Source organism: Streptomyces aurantiogriseus (assembly GCF_014649375.1).
GTDB classification, from domain to species: Bacteria; Actinomycetota; Actinomycetes; order Streptomycetales; family Streptomycetaceae; genus Streptomyces; species Streptomyces aurantiogriseus.
Genome location: NZ_BMSX01000007.1, coordinates 368,339 through 390,466, shown reverse-complemented (window position 1 = coordinate 390,466; position 22,128 = coordinate 368,339). Strand labels below are relative to the sequence as shown.

The window sequence follows — 22,128 nt, the reverse complement described above, 5'->3', positions numbered from 1 at the left end:
CCTCAAGTTTTAGTGAAACGGGGGCACATGGATTCCGAACTTCCCGGAGATTTCGGACCGCACAACGCGATCTCCGAGCTGATCCGCTGGAACGCGCCGCTGTCCAAGCTCATCGGCGCCGCCACCCGGAACGACGGGAGCGAGGGACCTTCTGTTCGTCTCGAACGCTCCGCGGTGGTGGATGTCCTGCAGCGCTGCGTGTCGGGCGATCTGAGGCTGGAGGACTTGCCCGAGTGGGCGCGGGTGGCCCTCCAACTGGATCACGTGGAGATCGCCGAAGCGGACGTCGATCTCCTGACGGAGTTCCTTCACCGGGTGTCAAGTCCGGAACTCTTCGGAGCCGTCACGACGGACGTCTGCACGGCATGGATCCGTCGCTTGGAGCCCCCCGTGTCTCTCCCTGACGAGACGCGTGTGGAGACCCGCGAGGATTTCGTCCGTTTCCTGGAGGAGATGCTGATCGACCTCCAGCACAACCCCGAGGAATGGGAGAACCCCACGCTCAAGAGCTTCCTCGACGCCTGGGCGGCATGGGTGGGGGCCCTTCCCAGGTGGTATGCGAAACGGGGTGAGGAGATGCCCGACCAGCCGGACTGGAAGCTGCTGGCAGCCATGGTGAGTGCGGCACGCATCTACGAATGAGGTGTTGCGGCCGCCCTGGACGCCACCCGAGCGGTCGGCTACACCCTCCAGCGTGCTGGTGAAGTGGTGGAAAGCGCAGAGTGCGTGGCGGCAGGCGGTTCTGCTGGCGTTGCTCTTCATGCTCGTGTGCGGGCTGATGGCCGGGGCCGCGGTGGCGGTCGTGGCCGTGCGGTACGTTCCCCTGCCCGACTGGCTCGCCGCCTCCGCCGGGCTGCTCCTCGGCATGGCCGCGGTGTACGTCGTCATGGCCTGGGGCCCGGACGTCACGGACTGGGCGAACCGACGCAGACACGCGGGCCGCTGGGCGCCGCGTCTCGCCACGTGGGATCTGATCCAGCTTCCGTTCGCCACCGGCGTGGTGTGGCTGGTGGTGGCGTTGGCGGCCGTGTGGGCGGAGCGCGCGTAGCCCGGGGCTCGGCTGTGCGCGCGGCGCGCTCACACCTCTGGGAACGGCGGCACCTCGTCCATCGCCCGCAGCAGTTTCCGTGCCGCCTCGGCTTCCTCCGGCCGCACGGACGAGGCAATGCCCTCGACGACAGGACGGCCTGCGTGCACTGCCGCCCGGGCGGCCACCTCCCAGGTGGGCTGCTCCTGGAAGCCCGTGCGCTTCGGCCCGCCCGCCGCAGCGGCCGAGGAGTGCCAGTTGTCGGCCCGGCAGATGCTTTCCAGCAACTCCAACAATTCGGCCTTGCAGGGCACTTGCGGCGCCCCGGCCAGTTCGAAAAGGAACGGGACTGCCGGGGCCGTCGCCTCGCCGAGGACGAACCCCAGCGCGCAGACCAGGTCGCCGAGCTCGTCGATCGCGAGGCGGGCGGTGTCCTCGCCTCCGTACGCGATCCGGGACAGCAGCGGCGGGATGCCGCCGGCCGGGGTCCCCTGAGCATCACGCAGTTCGCTCCAGCGGACCCTGGCGACGCCCTTCAGCAGACTGCCCATGCGCTGTCACCTTTCATCGGTCGACCGGTCCCATCAGAACATCGGAGTCTGGCGGTGGCGATGAGCGCTGTACGGTCTCGGGAGACGATCGCTGGGAGGGCGGGATGGCGCATCATCTCCAGTTCGGTTGGGAACTGAGCGGCAGCGGTTGGGCGAGGTGCCGCATCGCGGACGGTTCTTCGGAGTGGAAGGACTCCGTCAGCTACTGCACGGACGCCCTCGCCGACATGCTGCACGGGGTCGCGGGACTCTACGGCCCGCACTCCGTCCAACGCTTCTCCTTCGACCTCGAACCGGCCGAAGTCAGGTGGGTCCTCCGCGGCAGAGGCTCGGACGTCGACGTGGCGATCCACGCATTCCCCGACATGGACACGAGCTTCAGTGCGCCCGACCATGAAGGCACCCTCGCCTGGAGCTCCACCCCACCGCGAAGCCTTCTCGGCCACGTCGTCATGGAGGCCGCTCAGTCAGTACTGCGGCAGCATGGCGAGGACGGCTATCTGGCGAAGTGGGGTCGGTACCCGTTTCCCGTCGCCGCGCTGCAGGACCTCCGTCGGCTGCACCTCCGACATGACGGGTGTGAGCGCCCGCATGACGTGGCGTTTCCGTAGACGCGTGGATGCGCTCCTGTGCCGCCGGCACCCCCGCCAGTCGGGAGAAGGACATGACCACAAGTGACATGACAGGACTCGTCCGTTCCGCATCCCTGGTCGTCGCCTTCGCGGTGCTCGACGACGGCAGCGGAGACTGCGACCCGAACGACGAGGTCCTCGTCGCCGCCCCGAACTGGGCGAGCGCGGCACGGCTGATGCGTGAGCACGGCTACCGGCATGTGCCCAGGCAGCCGGGACGGATGAAGCCGAGTCCGGACGCCGTCGCTCTGGCGCTGCGGACACCGGGGGTGGTGTACCGGCGGAAGTGGGCGAACGGCGACGAGTGGCAGCCGACGGCGAACGATGTCGGCTGAACGAGGCAACGGGAAGGTCAGGCCTGGCGGTCGGGGCTCCACGCGTAGGTCAGGGGAGCCGTCTCCACGACCTCGCTGGGCCAGGTCTGCCGGACCTGCTCAAGGCGCTGGTGATGCTCCTCGACCCAGTTCTCCTCCGGTCGGATCCCCAGCAACGTGGTGAGGCGGTCGGGATCGTGGACCGTCACGGCCAAGGAGCGGTCCTCGAGCATGTGGAGAATGAGTTTCAGCCCGCGGTCCCCGCCGATCCTCGTGTCCTTCCCAGGCACGAGACCGGTCAGGCCGCGCTGCCAGGCATCGAGGTGCCTCTGGGGGACATAGGTCTCCAGGCGGGCGTCGACGAAGCTCGCCGATACGAGCACGTCGGCCCGGAGGGTGTCGTGACCCGGCAGCACACCGGGCTTGTAACGACCGGTGACGCGCACGATGCAGCGGTTGCCGTCCGCATCCTCCAGGTGGACCAGATCCACCGTGCCTGGTTCCGTCACTGCCGGCCTCGCTCTCTCGTGATGGGCTGGCGTGCATCCTGCCGTATCACCGTTCGCGCGACTCCGGCAGCCCCGGTCAGGTGGTCTGCACCCCGTCCTGCGGGAATTTCCGTGGCTGCGCCGGCGTTACAAGCACGCGCTCCTCGGAAGCACCGCACCTCCTCGACCATTGACGTCACACAAAGGACTTCGACCGTGGCAGCCGAGCTCTCCGACGAACTGAAGAAGTACCTCGACGAGTCCCGGGTCTTCGCGACCGTGGCGACGATATCCCCCGACGGGCGGCCGCACCTGACCGTCGTCTGGATCAAGCGCGACGGCGACGACCTGCTGTTCTCCACCACCGTGGACAGGCTGCAGGGGAAGAACCTCGCCCGCGACCCGCGCGTCACCGTGATGATCAACCCGCCCGAAAACCCCTACACCTACGCCGAGATCCGCGGCACCGCGACGGTCACCCCGGACCCCGCCCGGGAACTGCCGGACGAGTTGTCCCTCAAGTACACAGGCCAGGACTACGCCACGTTCAACCCGGCCTCGAAGAACGACGGGGAACGCATCGTCGTCCGCGTCACTCCGATCAAGATCACTGGCCGACTCTGAGCTGCGCCCCCGCTCCGTATCCCAGGCTCACTTGTCTTCACCGGCGTGGGAACAGGTCCGAGTGGTCCTTGAGGCCGCGTATCAGGGCCCGCAGACCGGGCGTCGTCGTGGTGAGGATGACGTCCGGCTCGTCGCTTTCGCGGAGGTGGATGGTGTCGGTGGGGGTGGCGGCGACGTAGAGGCAGTTCGAGCTGTCGCCGCTGTACGAGGACTTCTGCCAGTGGAGGGTTTGCACGATCACTGCCTCTCAGATGTCCGGATGAGGTCGTGGATGAAGTCACGTGACTGGGCGGTGTCCAGCGCGATGGACTCCATGTGGTCCAGCACGGCACGGTACTTGGTCAACTGTGCCTCCGCGTCGAGGAATCCGCAGCCGCCGTGGTGCGTGTCCAACTGGACTGTGTCGAGTTGCGGGACGGGACCCTCGATGTAGTCGAAGGACTGACCCGTGCTTGGGAAGTGCTCCGTCCCGAACGGGACCACCCTGAGCGTGACGTGAGGTAGTTCGCTCATGTCGACCAGGTGCTTGAGCTGCCCGAGGGCGACGGTTGTGCCTCCGTAGCCCATGCGCAGGGCCGCCTCGTGGATGAACGCCGAGTATGGGGGAGGGGTCTCCCGGTGGAGGATCCCCTGCCGCTTGATGCGGTGTGTCAGGCGGTGCTCGATCTCGTACTGCCGCATGGGTGGCACCACGCCACGAAAGAGGGCGCGGGCGTGATCGGTGGTCTGCAGGAGTGCGGGGATGTGGATGACAAGGGCTACGCGCAGCCCTGCTGCGTGATGTTCCAGTTCGGCGAGGTCGACGAGCGCGGCGGGCAGGAGCTCTCGGTACGGCTCCCACCAGCCGGGAGGCCGTCGTCCTGTGAAGTCGGCCAGGGCGTCGACGAGGGCTTCGTCGGAGCAGGCGTAAGCGGACGCCATCGCGCGGACCCGATCGGCGCTGACAGGGCTGCGCCCGGTCTCGATCATGCTGACGCGTCCCTGGTTGACGCCGAGCAACGCTGCGGCGCCGGTGACGCTGAAGCCGGCTTGCTCGCGCAGTCTGCGCAGTTCAGCGCCCAGCCGCCGCTGGCGCAGGGTGGGGTTGTTGGTGGGCGGCAAAACGCCTCCTTTCAGACTGCGGTGCGGTGTTCAGATCCCCCACACGAGGTAATCGCGGGTGCATCTCCCAGGATTGGAAGATGCACCTCCCGGCAGCTCGCTAGCGTAGTGACGTACCGCCAACAGCCCCGCCCCTAAGCCGGAAGTGCACCACCCCAGGCAATGCCACCGCCCGGCGCGGCCGTGAGCGAGTAGTCCAAGTCCCCTTCCTCCGGAGGTGTTCCATGGTCACCGTAGCCCCGCCCGACACCTGGGTGTACGCCCTCCGCCTGCCACATGACCCCCGCGCCGCACGTGTCGCACGTATGACCGTGCGGGCGGCGCTCGACGGACATGGCATGCGTGAAGTGCTGGACGTCGTCGAGTTGTTGACGTCCGAGCTCGTCACCAACGCCTACCTGCACACCAGAGGGCCCGCCTCCCTGCGGCTGACGGCCCTCGGTGGCGGGCGGCTCAGGGTAGGCGTCTGGGACAGTCACCCGCACATCCCCGCTCCCTTCGCCAAGCCTCCCGGAGACCGCCTGACCGTCGCCCCGCTCCACAGCGAGAGCGGGCGTGGGCTGTATCTCGTGCAGGAGTACGCCGATTCGTGGGGCGGCTGGCCCATCGGAGACGACAACGACCGGCTCGGGCGCGGTGCGGGCAAGCTGTTGTGGTTCGAGGTCGGCGGGCGGCCGTAGTCGCGTGAAGGTCGAAGTCTCAGGGGGCTGCCGCCTGACCTCAACACAACTGATTCTCTGGAAAAGTCGCCTCAGGGTCGCCGAGACTGCCTCCCTGACGGCTTTCGACAGGGGGTCAGGGGCTGAACACCCGCTGCCCGCACAGGCGAGTTCATTCCTCACCCTCGAGCTCTTCAGGCGCACACTGACGCCTTCCCCTCCTCCCGCCTGAGCTGGTCTTTCGAGCCACCGGTTCGTATGTTTCGGGCATGGTGAAGGGAGATCGGATGGACCGGAACATCCGCACGGTGGACGACGTACTGAACCTCCTCGACGGTCTGTTCGCGCCGGAAGCCGACCGGTGGACGGCGGATGCGGGCTCGTGGTGGGACGACTTCTACGCGGACCGCTCCAAGCCGGTGCCGTTCTTCGTGGCGAAGCCGGACGAGAACCTGGTCTCGTACCTCGACCGTGGTCTGATCGCTCCTGGACGAGCCCTCGATCTGGGCTGTGGCCCTGGTCGCAACGCCGTCCATCTCGCCTCCCGTGGCTTCGAGGTGGACGCCGTCGATCTGTCTCCGGCGGCCATCGCCTGGGCCGAGGACCGTGCCCGCGAGACCGGGGCCGAGGTCCGATTTCACTGCGGCGACGCCTTCGCCCTCACCACGGACGAGCTCGGCGGCCCGTATGACCTGGTCTACGACTCCGGCTGCTTCCACCATCTGCCACCGCACCGCCGCATCAGTTACCTCGCCCTCCTCGACCGGGTGCTGGTCCCCGGCGGTCATCTCGCCCTCACCTGCTTCGCGTCCGGCGAGATGGGGTCCGAACTTCCCGACGCGGACTTCTACCGCCACTCCCGCCTCCACGGTGGCCTCGCCTACACGCCGGAGTCCCTGCGCTGGATCTTCTCCGACCTGACGGAGATCGAGCTGCGCCGCATGCACGACGAACCAGCCGACTCCCCTCTTTTCGGCGAACCCTTCCTCTGGACGGCTCTGTTCCGCCGCGGCACCTGACCAGTGACCCGTTCCGCCCAGTGCGGTCTAAGTGGGGTCCAGGTCGGTGTGGAGCAGGTGGTGGTCCGAGGCCGCGGTCGGATGCACATGGTGCTCGAGTGGGACGATGCCTCGGAGGAAGATGTAGTCGAACTTGCTCTGCCAGTCGGTGGTCGGCCGGCAGGTGCCGGTGGTCGGGGGATGGCACCGGGGGTCTGTGTCCGTGGCCAGTGCCCACATTTCGGTGAGTTCGGAGGCGTCCGGCACGGCGTTGAAGTCGCCGAGAACGATCGCGCGGTCGTGCCGGGCGACGGCTGCGGCGAGTACGCCGGTCTGGTCTGCCCGGACTGCCTCTTGACGTCGTTCGGCGAGGTGCGTGTTGAAGACCCGGACGGGCCGGTCGCCCACCGTGGTGGTGACGGCCATGTACCCACGGTCTTCGGATCCTCCGTCGGGATACTCCACGTTGACGACGTCTGTCATCGGTGCCGCTGAGAGGACCGCCTGGCCGTAGGCCCCCGGACTCCACGGCGCACCCCCGCAGCGGCCCCAGTTCCGCAGAACCGTCCCGTACTCGACGTGGTAAACCAGCCCGTAAAGGTACTCCAGATGGTCCCGGATCCTCTCGACATCGCCCACGCATGCTTCTTGCAGGCCGATGACCTGGGGCGCATACGTGGCGATCTCCGCTGCCCGGTCGGCGTTGCTCTGCTCGCAGGGGTTGCAGATGTTCCACGTCATGACCCGGTTCGGTACGACATCCCTGAAGGCTTCGACGGGCAGCGACCCGGCGCCGCTCGGTGCACTGGGGCCGACGAGCACCACGCAGGCCACGGTCATGGCACCCGCGAGCAACCGAATGCCCCTTCCCAGCACCGTCGCCTCCTCAAGGTGGACACACAGGGCATCTGACGCCTGACGTCTGACGTCTCCCTGCACGAGGTTATGGGACGAAGCTGTCAGCAACACATGTGGTGTGCCGTCTCGTTGTGCTCGGAAGAGGCCGCCGCCTCGACCGATCCCGCCGCGTTGACCTCAAGATAACTTCAGGTTCTACGGTGCTCGTACCGATCATTACTGACGGGGAGTACCGACATGACCACCCAGCACCTCTCCGACGTCGACCTCGCCGCACAGCCGGCCGCGTACTGGACCGGCGTGGCCAATGAGGCCCTCGTCTCCTTCACCCGAGCCCGGCTGGCTGAACTCGGTTTCACCCAGCCCCAGTACTGGCTGCTGCGCAACCTGTCGAAGAACGACCTCTCACCCGACGGCCACGGCATGACCGTCTCCGAACTCGAGCAGGCCATGAGCACCTACCTCAGGCGCGAGGACGACCTGAGTGCCGCGGCAGAGGTCCTGCTGGAGCGCGGCTGGCTCGTTCGCGACAGTGAGGGACGGCTGTGGATCACCGAGTCGGGGGACGAGGCTCGCGCCGGCCTCAAGCAGCACGCCCCGGCGATCCGTGACCGCGTTCACCAGGGCATCGACGACGCCGACTACGTCACCACGCTGAAGGTGCTCCAGCAGATGATCCGGAACACCGGCAGTGCCCTGGTCCAGTGACCCGATGTCGCCGGCGCGGGCCCCCTGATGGACAGCCGGACAGGTCAGTCCCACTGCTGGTCCGCGAGGGAGCTGACCGGCTGCGGCTTGCCGATGACGGCCAGGGCGATGAAGAAGTTGATCTGGCCGATCGCGATGGTCAGGGTGGCCAGCGCCTTCTCGTCGTAGTGGTTCGCCACCTCGGCGTACAGCTCGTCGGAGACGCGCTCCTTGCCGTGCGGGGCGGGCTGGAGGGTGGCCTCCACCAGGGCGAGGGCGGCCCGCTCGGCGTCGGTGAAGTACGGGGCGTCCTGCCAGGAGGAGACGGCGGTGATGCGCTCCTCGGACTCTCCGGCCTTGCGCAGGAAGCCGGTGTTCAGGATCGTCAGGTAGGTGTTGCCGACGATCTGACCGGCGCGCAGGTGGACGAGGTTCATCGTGGTGCGCGGCACCGAGTGGTTGCCCGTGGCCCGGAAGAGGGCGGCGCTGATGTCCTTCAGCTCGGGCACGAACTCGCCCGGGTTGGGCATCCGGGAGATGGAGGTGTTCGTCATGGCTGCTCTCCTTCGCTTCGGCCTGGTCGGCGTCTTCACAGCACTGACGGATCGGCGCACGCAGATGTGACAGGAATCCGGAAAAGTTCTCCGGCGTGCTCCGGACCTGGTGACGACCCCGTCCTTCCCTGGCCGCGCCTGGATGGGTGAGCCCGATGTCTCGGTGGTCGTAGGCGGCCAGGGATCGTCCTGAGCCTCGTCCGGCTACGTCCCCTCCCCGCCCGCCAACGCCCGCAACACCACCCCACACCTGCGCGCGTACGCCTGCTGCAGCCCTCGCGTCGCCGGACCGCCCGCCCGGGCGTACCACTTCGCGCCCCGGCTGAACGCCGACACCGTCAGCCACACCGTGCCGTCCCCCGTGCGGTCCACGACGAAGGCCTCCTCGCCGCACTCGGGGTGGCCGGGGAGGGTGCCGTACGCCCAGCCGGCGCGGCGGCGTTCCTCGACCGTCCAGACGATGCGGCAGGGGGCCTTGATCACACCGGCCAGGGTGACCGTGACCCCGACGCCGGGGGCGGCGCGGTCGGCCGTCGCGTCGATGCCCACGCCCAGCGCGCGGTGCATCTCCCAGGTGAGGACGGCCTCGGCCGCGCGGCGGAAGACCTCCTCGCCCTCGCCCAGGCGCGTGCGCACATGCAGGGGGTGGAAGCCGGGCGGGCAGAAGCCGGGCTTGTCGCGGGTCGCGCCGACGTCGTCGTACGTGAAGTCCTCCGAAGACATGGGGCCCAAGCGTAGGACGGCACCCGGGGATGCCTTCGTCCCGGGTGCCGTCACTCACTCAATCAGCGCTGACTCAGCTGACGTTGACCGCCGTCCAGGCCGCCGCCACCGCCTTGTACTCGGTGCTGGTGGAGCCGTACAGGGCCGACGCCGCGCTCAGGGTCGCCGTGCGGGCGCCCTTGTAGTTCGTCGTCGACGTCATGTACTCGCTCAGGGCCTTGTACCAGATCTTGACGGCCTTGTCGCGGCCGATGCCGGTGACCGTCGAGCCGTCGTAGGTGGCGGAGTTGTAGGTCACTCCGTTGATCGTCTTCGAGCCGCTGCCCTCGCTCAGCAGGTAGAAGAAGTGGTTCGCCGGGCCCGACGAGTAGTGGACGTCCATGCCGGCCAGGCTCGACGACCAGTAGTCGGCCGAGGAGCCGTCCTTGCTGGGCTTGTCCATGTAGCGGAGCGGGGTGCCGTTGCCCCGGATGTCGACCTTCTCGCCGATGAGGTAGTCGCCCGGGTCCTTGGAGTTCGCCGCGTAGAACTCCACCGCCGTGCCGAGGATGTCCGACGTGGCCTCGTTGAGGCCGCCCGACTCGCCGGAGTAGTTGAGCCCGGCCGTGTTCGAGGTGAGGCCGTGGGTCATCTCGTGGCCCGCCACGTCCAGGGACGTCAGTGGCTTGACGTTGCCCGCGCCGTCGCCGTACGTCATGCAGAAGCAGCTGTCGGACCAGAAGGCGTTGACGTACGCGTTGCCGTAGTGGACGCGGGAGTAGGCGGCGACGCCGTTGTTCCTGATGCCGTTGCGGCCGAGGACGTTCTTGTAGAAGTCCCAGGTGACCTGGGCGCCGTAGTGGGCGTCCACCGCCGCGTTCTGGTCGGTCGAGGAGCTGGTCGCGGTGCCGGTGCCCCAGACGTCGTCCGCGTCCGTGAAGAGGGTGCCCGCCGAGGAGGACGTTGCGCGGGCCTTGTTGTACGTCTTGTGGGCGCCCCGCGAGGCGTCGTTGAGCTGGTACGTCGAGCCCGACAGGCCGGTGCCGATCGTCACGGTGCCGTTGTACTGGCTGTGGCCCGTGCCGGTCTGGATGGCCTCCCACTCGTACAGCTTCTCGCCGGTCTGCGCGTCGGTGACGACGTGCAGTTCCTGCGGGGTGCCGTCGTGCTGGAAGCCGCCGACGACGGTCTCGTACGCGAGGGTCGGCTTGCCGCTCGCCGCCCAGACGACCTTGCGCGGGGCCTTGTCCGCCGCGGACTTGGTGGAGCCCTCGGCCTGGGCGGCCTTCAGGGCCTGCTTCTCGGCCGCGGCCTGGGTGACGTCCGCGGTGAGGTCGGCGACCGCGATGGTGGCCTTCGTGGCTCTGGTGACGCCCTCCGTCGTGCCGGACTCCGACTCGTGGACCACCAGATCGCCGCCGAGGACCGGGAGTCCGGCGTACGTGCGCTCGTAGCGCGTGTGGGTCGTGCCGTCGGCGTTCTTGACGACGTCGCGGACGACGAGCTTCTCCTGGGCGCCCAGGCCTATCTCGTCCGCCGTCTCGGCCGCGGTGGCGTCCGCCTGCTTGATCAGGGCGGTGCGGGCGGCCGGGGTCAGGGCGACCGGGACGGCGCTGACCTCGGCCTTGCCGGCGGCCGGGTCGCTCTGTGCGGAGGCGCCGGTGGTCATGCCGGCCGTGATGAGGGCTCCGGCCGCGACGGCGGTCGCGATGGCCAGAGTGGTGCGCTTGTGACGCGCGTAGAAGGGGGTCACACAAGCTCCTTGGTGTGGGGGAAGCGCTGTGGTGCTGGTGCGGCGGGTGGAGGAAGAGTGACACCTGGGGCGCGTACATGTCAGGAGTGGATGGTGATGTTGGCCGAAAGTCGACTGTCCGGTCAACGTTTCGGAAATGTGAACGGGCGCCGCTCCGGCGGGAGTTGACCCGCCGGGGCGACGCCCGTGCGCAAGGTTCTGCCGAGCTGTGGCCTACGGGAAGGTCAGCTTCCAGCTGTTGATGTAACCGGTGTCCCGGGCCGCGTTGTCCTGGACCCTCAACTGCCAGATTCCGTTGGCGACTTCGGAGGAGGCGTTCACCGTGTACGTGGTGTTGATGTTGTCCGTGCTCCCACCGGTGCTGTACGCCTTCAGCGTGTACGCCGTGCCGTCGGGGGCGACCAGCTGCACCTGGAGGTCACCGATGTAGGTGTGGACGATGTCGACCGCCACCGCGAGGTTCGACGGCGCGTTGCCCGTCCGCCCGGAGACGGTGATCGACGAGGTGACCGCCGCGCCGTTGTCCGGAATCGACACGTCGGTGGCGTTCTCGAAGGAGGTACCGCCACCGCCGCCACCGCCGCCGGGACGCGTACCGACCGCGACGCCCGCCCAGGCGTTCGCCACCGCCGTGTACTCGGGCGAGGTGGTGCCGTACAGCTCACCGGCCGCCGCGAGGGTGCCGGTGCGGGCGCCCGCGTAGTTGGTGGTCGAGGTGAACTTCGTGGTCAGCGCGCGGAACCAGATCTTCTCCGCCTTGTCCCGGCCGATGCCGGTGACCGGGAGGTTGTCCGCGGTGGGCGAGTTGTAGGTGACACCGTTGATGGTCTTGGTGCCGCTGCCCTCGCTCAGCAGGTAGAAGAAGTGGTTCGCCGGGCCCGAGGAGTAGTGCACGTCGATCGAGCCGATGCCGGAGTACCAGCTGTCCTTGGACGAGCCGTCCTTGCTCGGCCGGTCCATGTAGCGCAGCGGGGTGCCGTCGCCGTTGATGTTGATCTCCTCGCCGATGAGGTAGTCACCGACGTCGGAGGAGTTGTTGGCGTAGAACTCGACGGTCGAGCCGAAGATGTCGGAGGTGGCCTCGTTGAGGCCGCCCGACTCGCCGGAGTAGTTCAGCCCGGCAGTGTTCGACGTCAGGCCGTGCGTCATCTCGTGGGCGGCCACGTCGATGGACGTCAGCGGGTTGGCGTTGCCGGAGCCGTCGCCGTACGTCATGCAGAAGCAGCTGTCCGACCAGAACGCGTTGACGTAGTTGTTGCCGTAGTGGACACGGGAGTACGCGCCCACGCCGTCGCCGCGGATGCCGGAGCGTCCGTGCACGTTCTTGTAGTAGTCCCAGGTCAGCGCGGCGCCGTAGTGGGCGTCGGCGGCGGCCGACTCCAGGTTGGACGGGCTGCCGTTGCCCCAGATGTCGTCGGCGCCGGAGAAGAGCGTGCCGGTGCCGGAGGTGCCGCGGTTGAGGTTGTACGTCCTGTGGTTGCCGCGTGCGCCGTCGGTGAGGTTGTACGTCGACCCGGACTGGGTCGTGGTGAGCGGGACCTGACCGCTGTACACGGTGTTGCCGGTGCCGGTCTCGATCGCCTCCCACTCGTACAGCTTCGCGCCCGTGGTGGCGTCGGTGATGACGTGCAGTTCCTGCGGGGTGCCGTCGTGCTGGAACCCGCCGACGACCGTCTCGTACGCCACCGTCGGCGTGCCGTTCGCCGCCCAGATCACCTTGCGGGGCTCGCGGTTGACGTCGGGGCTCTTGGCCTCCTCCGCCTTCGCGGCGGCCAGCGCCTGCGCCTCGGCCTTGGCGGCGGGCAGCTTGGCGGTGGTGGTGGCCGGCGCGATGGCGGCCCGGGTGGCCTTGACGACGGACTCGGTCACGCCGGCCGGGGTGCTCTCGACGACCAGGTCGCCGCCGAGGACGGGCAGGCCGGCGTAGGTGCGCTCGAAGCGGGTGTGGACCGTGCCGTCCGCGTCCTTGACGACGTCCCGGACGACGAGCGCCTCCTTGGCGCCCAGGCCCAGCTCCTTGGCGGTCTGCGCCTTGTCGGCGTCCGCCTCGCGTATCAGCGCGGCGCGCTGGGCGGGGGTGAGCCGGATCGACTCCGAGCCCGGAATCGCCTGGCCGGCCGCCTGCGGTGCCTTCTCCGGGGCGGCCGTCGCGGCGCCGGACTGCACGGCGGCGGCGATGAGCGCGGAGACGCCGACGAGGGCGGCGGCCGCGGCTCTGCGGTACGGGGTGTGGGAGGTGCGTCTGCGAGAACTGCTGTTCAACACTGACTCCTTCTGCGCGGCCGCGGGTCGCGCGGCCAGGGGAGACCGGACGACGGGTCGGCCGTCCGGGCACAACAAAGGCGGTACGCAGAACGGGGTGGAGCTGTGGGGTTGCTGTGAACCAGCAGGGGGAAGAGTGGCAGGGGATTGCGCTCTCTGTCAGGAGCGCGTCAGAAAGTTGGCCGGAAACGGTCCGTTGTCCGGGAGTTCATGTTCGATATACGGACCATTGGCAGGGGTGCGCCGAGGGCGGCCTATGTGCCGCGCGGCTCCCCGTGCCACGTCGACCACAGCGCCGCGTACGCGCCGCCCGCCCGCACCAGCTCCTCGTGCGTGCCGAGTTCGGTGAGGCGGCCGTCCTCCATCACGGCCACCCGGTCCGCGTCGTGCGCGGTGTGCAGGCGGTGGGCGATGGCGATGACCGTGCGGCCTTCGAGTACGGCGGCCAGGGCGCGCTCGGTGTGACGGGCGGTCGTCGGGTCCAGCAGGGCCGTCGCCTCGTCCAGGATCAGCGTGTGCGGGTCGGCCAGCACGACCCGGGCCAGGGCGAGTTGCTGGGCCTGTGAGCCGTCCGTACGGCGCCGGTCCGCGCCGAGCCGCGCGTCGAGGCCGCCGGGCAGCTCCCGCACCCAGTCCGCGGCGCCCACCGCGGCCAGCGCCGCCCACAACTCCTCGTCGGAGGCGGCGGGTTCGGCGATCAGCAGATTGTCGCGGACTGTGCCGAGGAAGACGTGGTGCTCCTGGGTGACCAGGACGACCTGCCGGCGCAGCGCCTCCGGCTCCAGGTCGGCCACCGGCACGCCGCCCACCGTCACCGCGCCCGCGGTCGGCGCGTCCACGCCCGCGAGCAGTCTGCTCAGCGTGGTCTTGCCCGCGCCGGACGGACCGACGACCGCGAGCCGCTCCCCGGGCCGTACGGTCAGGTCCACCCCGCGCAGCACCTCGCCGCCGCGCTCGTACGCGTACCGCACACCCGTCACGTCGATCCGGTCGTCCGCCGGGGCCGGCGCACCGCCCTCCGGCACGGACCGCGGCGCCCGGGCCAGCCCCTCCACCCGGGCGAACGAGGCGCCGCTGCTCTGCAGTTGCTCCACCCGCACCAGGATCTGGTCCAGCGGCCCGACGAACTGCCGCAGATACAGCGCGGCCGCCACCACCGCACCCAGGCTCATCGCACCCCGCGCGTGCAGCGCCCCGCCGAGCAGCAGGACGCCCGCCACCGGAATCGAGTACGACACCTCGACCACCGGGAAGAACACGCTCCGCAGGTGGAGCGTGTGGAAGCGGGTACGGCGGGAGACCTCCAGGGCGTCCCGGCTCGCCTCGGTCCGCCGCTCCTGGAGGCGGAACGCCTCGACCGTCCGCGCGCCCGTCGCCGTCGCCGCGAGGATCTCCGCGACCTCGGAGGTGGCCGCGCCCTCCGCGAGGTACCCGGCGCGCGCCCGCCGCAGGTACCAGCGCAGCGCGAACCAGATCGGCGTCAGCCCGAGCACCCCGACCGCGCCCAGCAGCGGGTCGATCACGAACACCGCGCCCATCACGAACAGCGCCTCCACCGCGCAGACCAGCAGCTCCGGCCCGGCGTCCCGCAGGGTCGTGCCCACGGCCGCCACGTCGGCGGTGCCGCGCGTGGTCAGGTCACCGGTGCCGGCCCGCTCCACGACCGACGCGGGCAGCGCCAGCGCCCGCCCGACGAACTGCTCCCGCACCCGCGCCAGCGTCCGCTCCCCGAAGCGGTGCCCCGCGTACCGGGCCCAGCGCGCCAGCAGCAACTGCGTCAGCGCGCACACCAGGATGCCCAGCGCCAGCCGGTCCACGGCCCCGACCCCGCCGCCCGCCCGCACCTCGTCGATGATCCGGCCCAGCAGCCAGGGCCCGGCCAGCCCGGCCGCGGCGGCCAGCATGTTCAGCAGGAGGACGGCGGCGAAGGCCCGCCCGTCGGCCCGCACCAGCCGGCCTGCGGCCCGCCGCACGTCGGCGGGGCCGGCGACGGGCAGCCGGCCCCTGGATTCCGTCATCTCCGTCCCCGTCCCTCCCGTTGCCGACGTCACCGGACGGCCTCCTCGGCGTCCGTGGGGCCGGCCCCTGCGGCACCGGTGCCGAGGGCCTCGGCGGGGCCGGCCTTCCCGGCCGCTCCGGCGTCGGCGATATCGGCGCTCGGGGATCCGGCGGCGGCCTCCCCGCCGGCGGTGTCCTCGGCGACCCTGTCCCGGGCTGCCGCGTCGCCGCCCACCCCGTCGTCCGTGTCCTCGGCGTCCCCGGCGTCCTCCGTGTCCTCGGCGTCCCGCGCCACCAGCGCCCGGTACCCCGCCTCCGTCTCCAGCAGCACCCGGTGCCGACCGCTCGCCGCGACCTTGCCGTCCACCAGGTAGTGCACGGAGTCGGCGTGGTCGAGGAGCAGGGGTGAGGTGCTGGTGACGACGGTCGTGCGGTCGGCCCGTGCCGCGCGCAGCCGTTCGGCGATCGCCGCCTCCGTGTGTGCGTCGAGCGCCGACGTCGGCTCGACGGCGAGCAGCACCTCGGGATCGGCGAGCAGCGCCCGTACGAGCCGTACCCGCTGCCGCTGCCCCCCGGAGAGGCTGCGGCCCTGCGCGGCCACCGGCGAGTCGAGGCCCTCCGGCAGGCCCTGGACGATGTCCTCGGCGGCAGCCGCCCGCATCGCCCGGCCGACGGCCTCCTCGATGTGTTCCCGACGGCCGCTCACCACCTCACGCAGGGAGCCCGCGAACAGGTCCGCCTCGTTGTCGGCGACCAGGATCCTCGCTCTGACCTGCGCCAGGGGAATCTCGCCGAGCCGTACGGCACCCCAGGTGACGTCGGACGGCGCATAGCGGCCCAGTCGGTCGACGACCGCGGCCGTGTCGGCGGGGCGGGCGCCGACCAGCGCGGTCAGCCGGCCCGGCACCACCCGCACGCCCGACGCGGGGTCGTACAGCATCGACGGCCCGGCGGGCGCCTCGGCGGTGCCGGTGTCCGGCTCGGGCTCCAGCCGCAGCAGCCGTACGACCCGGCGGGCGGCCACCACGCCCCGGCTGAGCTGGTAGCCCATGTCGACGAGGAACGCCACCGGGCCGACCAGGACAGCGACATAGCCGTACACCGACACCAACTCGCCCACCGTCAGCTCGCCCTGGGCGGCCAGCCGGGCCGCCAGCCAGGTGACCACGGCGAGGAACACCGTCGGCAGGCCCACCCCGAGCGCCTGCATCCAGCTGGTGACCGAGCCGACCCGGTAGCCCTGGGCGCGCACCCGCCCCGAGTCGCGCTCGAAGGCGTCCGCGAACAGCCCCTTGCCGCCGAGGCCGTTGAGCACCCGCAGCCCGCCCGCGAGGTCGCCGATCCGCGCCGTGAGCACGCCCGACCGCTCCCGGTACTCGCCCTCCGCGCCCTGCAACCGCGCCATCAACGGGCCCACGAGGACGGCCACCACCGGCATCCCGAGCAGGACGACCGCCGCGAGCAGCGGCGAGGTCGACAGCAGCAACCCGGCGACGACGACGTACACGGTGACCGAGCCGACGCCCGGCCCGATCACCGTCAGCGACTGACTGATGGTGTGCACGTCGCCCACCCCGATCGTGACGACCTCCCCGGCCCCCACCCGGCGCGGCAGCGCGGCCCCCAGCCGCACCGCGTGCCCGACGACGACCTTCACCGTGCGGAACAGGGCGTCCATGCGCAGCCGCGTCATCGTGCGGTGCCGCATGATGCTCACCCAGGCGTTCACCGCGCCGACCGTGAACAGGGCGGTCGTCCAGCCGGCCAGCGCGGCCGTGTCCCCGGGCTCCAGCCCCTCGTCGACCGCCTTCGACAGCAGATACGGCGCCACCGCCATCAGCACCATCCAGATGCTGGCCAGCACGGCCCCGGCCAGGGCCCGCCCGGGCTGGCAGCGCACCAGCCACCACAGGTACGACCAGCCGCCACGACAGTCGGGCGTGCCCGGATCCTCGTATGCGTCGACCACCGGCCCCCCTCAGAGCAGACAGGGAAGGTTACCCAGGGTGAGGGACGCTGCCCATCGAATAATGGCCGGTCTGCAGGTGCCGTCGCCGTTCGGAATCGGTGAGTTCGCGGGTCAGACGGGCCCTCGCCTCCGTCAGGAGCGCCGCGGTGTCGGTGGCCGAGACGCGGATGCTGCGCGCGTCCTGGGTGATCAGGCGGCTGCCCGAGGGGCCGGCGAAGCCGACACCGGTGACGAAGGCGCGTTCGTGCTCCACGACGCAGACGGAGCGCAGGTCGTCGAGGTCGACGACGTGGACACCGTCGTCGAGGCACAGGGCGAGGCGTCGGCCGTCGGCGGAGAACGCGGAGGCGGTGCTGCTCGCCTCGTAGCGGGCGAGGATCCGGCCGTCGCCGGCGTCGAGCAGGAGGAACGGGTACGGGGGCACGTACGAGTCGCCGATGACGGCGAGATGCCTGCCGACGGGGCTGACGATCAGCCCGCCGCACTCGGTGCCGGTGTCGGTGGTCCACCGGACGGTGCCGTCGGCGGCGGCGCGCAGTGTCACGGTGGTCTCGCAGAGCGCCGCGATCCAGTCACCGTCGGGACCGAAGCCGACGGCGGGCGTGTACGGAGCGCCCGGGCTGCGGCGGGCACGGAACTCGGTCTGCGGGGTGCCGTCGGCGGTGCGCACCACGGCGAGCCGGCCGTGGCCCGTGAGTTCGGGGTCGTTGAACGCCCGGTGTGCGTCCTCGTCGTGGACCAGGACCGCCGCCAGCCGTCCGTCGCCATCGACGGCCTCGACGGAACCGGCCACCTCGACCGAAGCGACAGTGGTGTTCCGGCGCAGATCGGTGATGCGGAGCAGGCCGGCGGCGCCGGGACTGATGGCGTGGCGGGCGGCGGTGACGAGCCGCTGCCCGTCGGAGGTGATCCGGGCCAGATCGACGCCGGTACACCCCTCGTGACGGACCGTCAGCGGCCGGGTGCCGCCGCGCAGGTCGTGCACCTCCACCACGGCGTCGGCCGAGAACAGCAGCCGGTCGCCGTTCGGGCTGATCCCCCGCGGCTGGAGGTGTCCGAGGTGGCGGCCGGTGTGGATCTCGTCGTGCGTCAGAAGGTCGAAGACCTGGTCGAGGTACTGCCGCTCATCGCGGTGGACCGACCAAGGCCCGTGTTCCAGGGAGATGTACGCGGTACTCCCGTCCTCACTGACCAGGGCCGCCTCGTAAAGGCGCGGGTGGTCGATACGGTTCAGCTCGGCGCCACGGGACTCGAAGAGCCACGCCGGACCGGGCCTGAGACGGTCCCCGGCCAGCGTGAGTACACGCCGGCCGTCCCGGTGGAAGACGACATCCAGCAGCTCCTGCTCATGGTCGACGGCGTACAGCTCGTCACCCTGGGTCACCCCGAAGACCCGAACGGTGTGGGTGCCGGCGAAGGCGACCCGGCTGCCGTCGCCGTTGAAGGTGACGGACGTGACCGCGAAGTCGTGGTGCAGCCGGTGCCGCTCCCTGCCGGAGCGGGCCTCGAGCAGCTGCCCCGCCCCCGGGGTCTGAGGACGCCGGGAGTCGCCGACGGCGACGGCCAGTTGCTCGCCGTCCGGGGAGAACACCAGGTTCTGGACGGGGAGGTAGTGGTAATGGCGGTGCAGCAGCTCGCCGCCCCGGTCGAGGTCGAACACCTCGATGTTGCCGGTGCGTGAGTCGCCGCAGCTGTCGACGTAGTTGGCGCCGGCGACCAGCAGGGTGCGGTCGGGGCTGAACACGATCCGTTGGGTGGCGGAGCCGTCGTGCGTGAGGGTGACGGGAGGGCGGCGGCCGCTCAGTCGCCCTCGCAGGTCGTGGACGGTCGTCCGGGACAGCCACTTGTACCGGTCGTCGTCGTACCACTGTTCGGTGGCGGCCAGCAGCGTGCAGTCGGCGCTGAACGTGACCGAGCCGGGAAGGGTGGCGATCCGCCGTTCGAACCGTACCGAGCCGGTCGCCAGGTCGGTGACGCGGACGACGGCGTCGTGGACGGTGACGTCCGAGTGCGTGCCCTGCTCGCTGTGCCCGCGGATGACGGCGAGGCGGGAGCCGTCGCCGCTGAGGAGCGCGGTGAGCAGGGGCGGGCCGGCCGTGTCCGCCGCGAGGACGGCACCGGTCGCCAGGTCGGTGACGGTGGCCTGGTGGGCGTCGGCGCGCAGGAAGGCACGTCCGTCAGGGGTGTAGGGGAGGGGACGGTGCAGCACCAGGCCCAGGACCGGGTTGGGCGGCCCTTCGACGGCGTGGATCCCGGCACCCCGCGCGCTCTCCGGATCCAGGCGCAACAGCTGGTAGGTGACGCTACGGGTTTCGGTCGCCGCGTCGTAGGCGGGCAGCGCCCACATCACCAGGCCGGGGTCCGTGGCGGACAGACGGCGTGTGGGCGTACCCGACCGGTCCGATCGGCCCGACCAGTCGTCGCAGTCGAGCCGGGCCAGCGGCAGGGGCGCGGTGCGCAGGGCGTGCCGCAGGGCGGTGTCGCCGGCCAGGGTCCAGCAGGCGCGGACGGACTCGACGGCCAGGGTCAGGGCGAGGGTGCCGCCACGGGAGCCGGTGGCGGTGGCCAGCTCGGAGGCGGCGGCCAGCTGGCGGGCCCGGGCCTCGGCGGCGGCCGCGCGGGCACGGTCGGCGGCGGTCTCGGCGGCGGCACGGGCGCTCTCCAGCTCCGCGACGCGCTGCTGCCAGGCGGACCGGCTGCGCTCGACCAGGCGGACGACGTCGTCGGGGACCTCACCGCCGCGCTCGGCGAGCCAGTGTTCGGCGATGCCCAGACGGGTGTCGGCGAGCAGGTCGTCGGTGCCCGCGCGTTCCTCCATGGCGGCCAGCCAGCGCTGGAAGTCGGCGTCCTCGTCGACCCAGCGGGCGAAGCGCGGCCAGGAACGGATCAGGGATTCATGGGCGAGACGCACCAGCGGCTCGTCGCCGTCGCTCTCCGACACCAGGAGCCGGTGCCGGATCAGCCCGTCGACGGTCGGCCCGCTGTCGGTGAAGCGGGACCGCGGCACGGCCTTCGCCACGGCCTCGGCGGCGCCGCCGCGGCTGCGGACCAACGCCAGCAGCACCGCCTTGACGTGCCCCTCGTGGCCTTCGACGCACAGCTGGTCGTGCACCGTTTCGGCGTACCGGTTGATGGCGCCGACCACGCCGCCGGAGGCGCGGTAGTCGGCGAAGGTGAGGCGGCGTTCACGCTGGGCGGTCCACAGCCGGTCGAGGGTGAACGCCATCAGCGGCAGGCTGCCGGGACCGCCGCCGGCGTCGGCCGCGATCTGCGCGGCCAGGCCCGGCTCGTACGTCACCCCACGGGTGCGGGCCGGTTCGGTGATGGCGCGTTCCAGCGCCGCGGCGCTCATCGGCGACAGGGCGAGGACACGGTCGCGCAGCCGGCGCCCCACGCCGGGGAGTTCCAGCAGCAGCGGCAGGAAGTCGGCGCGCAGGGTGGCCACCAGGCACAGCGGCGCGGACGGGGCGCGGACCGCCGGGAACAGGCCGTCCACCAGCGTGGCGCGGTCCCCGGCGGGGGTGCCGGTGAGCAGCTCCTCGAACTGGTCGAGATGGAGCAGGACCCGCTGCCCGAGCCGCTCGGCCCAGCGGGACACCACGGCGGCCGTCCCGTCGGCCGCCACCTCGGACCGCAGTGTGTCCGCGTCGGGTCCCGCGGCCGGTCCGAAGGCGACGCGGAGGTCGGTGAGGAGCCGCTCCAGCGGCGCGCCGCCGCCGGGCCGGACGGTGACACCGAGGCCGCCCACCGCTTTCCAGCGGGGCATCAGACCGGCCTCGACCAGTGACGACTTCCCGATCCCGGACGGGCCGACGACCAGCACCGCGGTCTCGTCCGCCACCATCCGCTCCAGCTGGTCGGTGTCCTCCTCCCGACCGACGAACACCGTCTCGTCGTCCGCGGTGAAGGGCCGCAGTCCGCGGTACGGCGACGGCGGGATGGTGGCCAGCACCTGCGGCCAGGCACGGACGAGACGGTCCAGCGGCACCGCGTAGGCGTCGCGGCGGTCCTCCCGGGTGCTGGCCACGGACAGCATGCCGACCACCGTGTCCCCACCGGGACCGGAGGCCACCAGCGGCGAACCGCTGTAGCCCGGCTGCAGCCGCACCGCCGAGTCCGGCGCCGCGTCCACCTGCAGCATCCCGCCGCCGACCCTGCCCCGGACCCGCGCCGCCGCCCAGGAGCCGTCCCGCCGGGTGGACGTCGAGGGATGGCCGAAGACGTGGACCTCGCAGCCGTTCTCCGCCTCGTGCTTCTCCGGTAACCGGGCCGGCCCGGCGGCCGTGGGCGCGGGCTCGCCGACGATCCGCAGCCCGGCGATGTCGTCCCCGGTCGTCCCGGAACGCGGGGGCGGCAGCCACCGCTCCACCCGGCAGAAGCGCACCGGCGCCCCGTCGGCGTCGCCGAGGATCGGGAAGTCGACCGGCAGGCGCAGCGCCCCGTCCGGCGCCTCCTGCTCGCGCGCGTCCCGGCCCAGCGCCATGTTGATCACATGGGCGCACGTCACCAGCCGACTGTCGTCGATCAGGAACCCGGTTCCCACCGGCCGGTGCGTCGCCGCGGTGAGGATCCGTACGACGAACCCGGAACGGTCCGCGTACCGCCGCGGCATGGTCAGTTCGTCTTCCAGGTCAGCGCCAGCCGGAAGTTCGCCTCGGCGGTTCCCTTCGCCACGATGACGCCGGTCTCGCCGCCCATCTTCAGCCCGAACTCCAGCGTCGCCTCGTCCGGGGCCAGCGTCCGCACCAGCTCGGCGACCCGCTGCAGCGAGGGACGCAGCTGCCCGAGTGCCTGCTCCAGCGTGTCCCGGGCGCGTCCTACGACGGGCGAGCCGTCGCCGCTCGCCAGCACCAGGTCATCGGGCAGTTCCGCCGGATCCACCTCGAAGGTGACCACGTCGTCCCCGTCGCCGACCGTGAACTCCAGCAACTGCGCGCGCATTCACCTCGTC

General features: G+C 70.9%; 21 protein-coding genes. 8 read left to right on the top strand and 13 right to left on the bottom strand.

Annotated elements, in window-relative coordinates; all coding sequences use genetic code 11:
* The first annotated feature begins 27 nt into the window (after nucleotides 1-27).
* The gene (locus IE263_RS48600) at nucleotides 28-642 is read left to right on the top strand and encodes a DUF7660 family protein (RefSeq protein WP_229911032.1); all 615 of its coding nucleotides are present in this window, start codon (nucleotides 28-30) and stop codon (nucleotides 640-642) included.
* A gap of 52 nt (nucleotides 643-694) precedes the next feature.
* Nucleotides 695-1,048, top strand: coding sequence for a hypothetical protein (locus IE263_RS18190; protein ID WP_189937632.1), 354 nt, complete (start codon nucleotides 695-697; stop codon nucleotides 1,046-1,048).
* A 29-nt stretch (nucleotides 1,049-1,077) separates the two neighbouring features.
* Here the strand turns inward: IE263_RS18190 and IE263_RS18185 are convergent, their stop codons facing one another.
* A complete protein-coding gene (locus IE263_RS18185; RefSeq protein WP_189937631.1) occupies nucleotides 1,078-1,578 on the bottom strand; it encodes a hypothetical protein in 501 nt (166 codons plus the stop codon).
* 104 nt (nucleotides 1,579-1,682) lie between these two features.
* Here IE263_RS18185 and IE263_RS18180 point away from each other — a divergent pair, with 104 nt between their 5' ends.
* Nucleotides 1,683-2,189 (top strand): hypothetical protein, encoded by a 507-nt coding sequence (locus IE263_RS18180; RefSeq protein ID WP_189937629.1) that lies wholly within the window; start codon nucleotides 1,683-1,685, stop codon nucleotides 2,187-2,189.
* A 53-nt stretch (nucleotides 2,190-2,242) separates the two neighbouring features.
* On the top strand, nucleotides 2,243-2,545 hold the full coding sequence (locus tag IE263_RS18175) for a hypothetical protein (protein WP_229911031.1): 303 nt from the start codon (nucleotides 2,243-2,245) through the stop codon (nucleotides 2,543-2,545).
* 17 nt (nucleotides 2,546-2,562) lie between these two features.
* Here the strand turns inward: IE263_RS18175 and IE263_RS18170 are convergent, their stop codons facing one another.
* Nucleotides 2,563-3,015, bottom strand: a complete 453-nt coding sequence (locus IE263_RS18170) for a DUF5959 family protein (RefSeq protein ID WP_189937627.1) — start codon at nucleotides 3,013-3,015, stop codon at nucleotides 2,563-2,565.
* 213 nt (nucleotides 3,016-3,228) lie between these two features.
* On the opposite strand from IE263_RS18170, the gene IE263_RS18165 reads away from it, so the two are divergent.
* Nucleotides 3,229-3,636 carry a PPOX class F420-dependent oxidoreductase gene (locus tag IE263_RS18165; RefSeq protein WP_189937625.1) on the top strand — a complete coding sequence of 136 codons (408 nt, stop codon included), beginning with the start codon at nucleotides 3,229-3,231 and terminating at the stop codon, nucleotides 3,634-3,636.
* Nucleotides 3,637-3,673: 37 nt separating this feature from the next.
* On the opposite strand, the gene IE263_RS18160 is transcribed toward IE263_RS18165, so the two are convergent.
* Both IE263_RS18160 and IE263_RS18155 read right to left on the bottom strand, forming a co-directional pair.
* Nucleotides 3,674-3,871 carry a DUF397 domain-containing protein gene (locus IE263_RS18160; RefSeq protein ID WP_189937623.1) on the bottom strand — a complete coding sequence of 66 codons (198 nt, stop codon included), beginning with the start codon at nucleotides 3,869-3,871 and terminating at the stop codon, nucleotides 3,674-3,676.
* 2 nt (nucleotides 3,872-3,873) lie between these two features.
* Entirely contained in the window at nucleotides 3,874-4,737 is an 864-nt protein-coding gene (locus IE263_RS18155; protein WP_189937621.1) for a helix-turn-helix domain-containing protein, read from the bottom strand.
* Nucleotides 4,738-4,961: 224 nt separating this feature from the next.
* On the opposite strand from IE263_RS18155, the gene IE263_RS18150 reads away from it, so the two are divergent.
* Both IE263_RS18150 and IE263_RS18145 read left to right on the top strand, forming a co-directional pair.
* Nucleotides 4,962-5,417 (top strand): ATP-binding protein, encoded by a 456-nt coding sequence (locus IE263_RS18150; protein WP_189937619.1) that lies wholly within the window; start codon nucleotides 4,962-4,964, stop codon nucleotides 5,415-5,417.
* A gap of 266 nt (nucleotides 5,418-5,683) precedes the next feature.
* Nucleotides 5,684-6,415 (top strand): class I SAM-dependent methyltransferase, encoded by a 732-nt coding sequence (locus IE263_RS18145; protein WP_189937617.1) that lies wholly within the window; start codon nucleotides 5,684-5,686, stop codon nucleotides 6,413-6,415.
* A gap of 27 nt (nucleotides 6,416-6,442) precedes the next feature.
* Here IE263_RS18145 and IE263_RS18140 read toward each other — a convergent pair whose 3' ends face one another.
* Nucleotides 6,443-7,234 (bottom strand): endonuclease/exonuclease/phosphatase family protein, encoded by a 792-nt coding sequence (locus tag IE263_RS18140; RefSeq protein WP_189937684.1) that lies wholly within the window; start codon nucleotides 7,232-7,234, stop codon nucleotides 6,443-6,445.
* 255 nt (nucleotides 7,235-7,489) lie between these two features.
* Between IE263_RS18140 and IE263_RS18135 the strand changes: the two genes are divergently transcribed.
* On the top strand, nucleotides 7,490-7,960 hold the full coding sequence (locus tag IE263_RS18135) for a MarR family winged helix-turn-helix transcriptional regulator (RefSeq protein ID WP_189937616.1): 471 nt from the start codon (nucleotides 7,490-7,492) through the stop codon (nucleotides 7,958-7,960).
* 44 nt (nucleotides 7,961-8,004) lie between these two features.
* Here IE263_RS18135 and IE263_RS18130 read toward each other — a convergent pair whose 3' ends face one another.
* The 8 genes from IE263_RS18130 to IE263_RS18095 all read right to left on the bottom strand — a co-directional run bounded on the left by IE263_RS18130 (nucleotide 8,005) and on the right by IE263_RS18095 (nucleotide 22,118).
* A complete protein-coding gene (locus IE263_RS18130) occupies nucleotides 8,005-8,493 on the bottom strand; it encodes a carboxymuconolactone decarboxylase family protein (protein WP_189937614.1) in 489 nt (162 codons plus the stop codon).
* Between the two features lie 204 nt (nucleotides 8,494-8,697).
* A complete protein-coding gene (locus IE263_RS18125) occupies nucleotides 8,698-9,216 on the bottom strand; it encodes a DUF1990 domain-containing protein (RefSeq protein ID WP_189937612.1) in 519 nt (172 codons plus the stop codon).
* 73 nt (nucleotides 9,217-9,289) lie between these two features.
* Nucleotides 9,290-10,948: a M4 family metallopeptidase gene (locus tag IE263_RS18120; protein WP_189937610.1), complete on the bottom strand. Its 1,659-nt coding sequence runs from the start codon at nucleotides 10,946-10,948 to the stop codon at nucleotides 9,290-9,292.
* A gap of 213 nt (nucleotides 10,949-11,161) precedes the next feature.
* A complete protein-coding gene (locus tag IE263_RS18115) occupies nucleotides 11,162-13,213 on the bottom strand; it encodes a M4 family metallopeptidase (RefSeq protein WP_189937608.1) in 2,052 nt (683 codons plus the stop codon).
* A gap of 251 nt (nucleotides 13,214-13,464) precedes the next feature.
* Nucleotides 13,465-15,228 (bottom strand): ABC transporter ATP-binding protein, encoded by a 1,764-nt coding sequence (locus tag IE263_RS18110; protein WP_189937606.1) that lies wholly within the window; start codon nucleotides 15,226-15,228, stop codon nucleotides 13,465-13,467.
* 29 nt (nucleotides 15,229-15,257) lie between these two features.
* Nucleotides 15,258-17,177: an ABC transporter ATP-binding protein gene (locus IE263_RS18105; RefSeq protein ID WP_229911030.1), complete on the bottom strand. Its 1,920-nt coding sequence runs from the start codon at nucleotides 17,175-17,177 to the stop codon at nucleotides 15,258-15,260.
* A 28-nt stretch (nucleotides 17,178-17,205) separates the two neighbouring features.
* Nucleotides 17,206-21,789, bottom strand: coding sequence for an nSTAND1 domain-containing NTPase (locus IE263_RS18100; protein ID WP_189937604.1), 4,584 nt, complete (start codon nucleotides 21,787-21,789; stop codon nucleotides 17,206-17,208).
* Between the two features lie 2 nt (nucleotides 21,790-21,791).
* Complete coding sequence (locus IE263_RS18095) at nucleotides 21,792-22,118, bottom strand: CU044_2847 family protein (protein ID WP_189937602.1); 327 nt, start codon at nucleotides 22,116-22,118, stop codon at nucleotides 21,792-21,794.
* Nucleotides 22,119-22,128: the final 10 nt, after the last annotated feature.

What these genes read in the sequence shown, in the direction of transcription:
- IE263_RS48600 (WP_229911032.1), top strand. Translation starts at nt 28, where the DNA reads ATGGATTCCGAACTTCCCGGAGATTTCGGACCGCACAACGCGATCTCC.
- IE263_RS18185 (WP_189937631.1), bottom strand. Translation starts at nt 1,578, where the DNA reads ATGGGCAGTCTGCTGAAGGGCGTCGCCAGGGTCCGCTGGAGCGAACTG.
- IE263_RS18180 (WP_189937629.1), top strand. Translation starts at nt 1,683, where the DNA reads ATGGCGCATCATCTCCAGTTCGGTTGGGAACTGAGCGGCAGCGGTTGG.
- IE263_RS18175 (WP_229911031.1), top strand. Translation starts at nt 2,243, where the DNA reads ATGACCACAAGTGACATGACAGGACTCGTCCGTTCCGCATCCCTGGTC.
- IE263_RS18150 (WP_189937619.1), top strand. Translation starts at nt 4,962, where the DNA reads ATGGTCACCGTAGCCCCGCCCGACACCTGGGTGTACGCCCTCCGCCTG.
- IE263_RS18145 (WP_189937617.1), top strand. Translation starts at nt 5,684, where the DNA reads ATGGACCGGAACATCCGCACGGTGGACGACGTACTGAACCTCCTCGAC.
- IE263_RS18140 (WP_189937684.1), bottom strand. Translation starts at nt 7,234, where the DNA reads ATGACCGTGGCCTGCGTGGTGCTCGTCGGCCCCAGTGCACCGAGCGGC.
- IE263_RS18135 (WP_189937616.1), top strand. Translation starts at nt 7,490, where the DNA reads ATGACCACCCAGCACCTCTCCGACGTCGACCTCGCCGCACAGCCGGCC.
- IE263_RS18130 (WP_189937614.1), bottom strand. Translation starts at nt 8,493, where the DNA reads ATGACGAACACCTCCATCTCCCGGATGCCCAACCCGGGCGAGTTCGTG.
- IE263_RS18125 (WP_189937612.1), bottom strand. Translation starts at nt 9,216, where the DNA reads ATGTCTTCGGAGGACTTCACGTACGACGACGTCGGCGCGACCCGCGAC.
- IE263_RS18110 (WP_189937606.1), bottom strand. Translation starts at nt 15,228, where the DNA reads ATGACGGAATCCAGGGGCCGGCTGCCCGTCGCCGGCCCCGCCGACGTG.
- IE263_RS18100 (WP_189937604.1), bottom strand. Translation starts at nt 21,789, where the DNA reads ATGCCGCGGCGGTACGCGGACCGTTCCGGGTTCGTCGTACGGATCCTC.
- IE263_RS18095 (WP_189937602.1), bottom strand. Translation starts at nt 22,118, where the DNA reads ATGCGCGCGCAGTTGCTGGAGTTCACGGTCGGCGACGGGGACGACGTG.